Source organism: Polaromonas sp. P1_G2 (assembly GCF_056405515.1).
Genome location: NZ_JBFUBY010001377.1, coordinates 1 through 413 on the forward strand (window position 1 = coordinate 1; position 413 = coordinate 413).

Annotated in this window: 1 protein-coding gene and 1 pseudogene; both read right to left on the minus strand. The window is 58.6% G+C overall.

Annotated elements, in window-relative coordinates; translation table 11 throughout:
- Positions 1-239: pseudogene (locus AC1D0P_RS30640) on the minus strand (acyl-ACP--UDP-N-acetylglucosamine O-acyltransferase); the annotation flags it as partial.
- Positions 236-412 (minus strand): hotdog family protein, encoded by a 177-nt coding sequence (locus AC1D0P_RS30645; RefSeq protein WP_477680174.1) that lies wholly within the window; start codon positions 410-412, stop codon positions 236-238. The gene AC1D0P_RS30645 and the pseudogene AC1D0P_RS30640, both read right to left, overlap by 4 nt.
- Between the last annotated feature and the right edge of the window lies 1 nt (position 413).

The following is a 413-nucleotide window of genomic DNA, read 5'->3' on the forward strand; positions in this document are numbered from 1 at the left end:
CTGTGATGGACGCTTTGCGGATCGGCGCCGATCACTGCATTCGGGAAAATCCTGTTGCTGTTGCCCAGCGTCGTCAGGCCGGTGACAACGACATGGCTCACGAGCTCCACATCATTGCCGAGCACGACTTTCGGGCCGACATGACAGAAAGGGCCGATCGTCACATTGTCACCGATCACCGCGCCGTCTTCGACGATCGACAGCGGATGAATACGCGCCGACTGAGATATAGTGGTCATTCTTTGCCCTTGGCCATCATCATGGCACCGACATCAGCCTCGGCGACGAGCTGTCCGTCGACCTTCGCGTCGCAATGATACTTCCAGATATTGCCGCGCTGCTTCTGCTTCGTCACATGGAATTCGACGCGGTCGCCGGGAACGACCGGCCTGCGGAAGCGGGCATTGTCAATG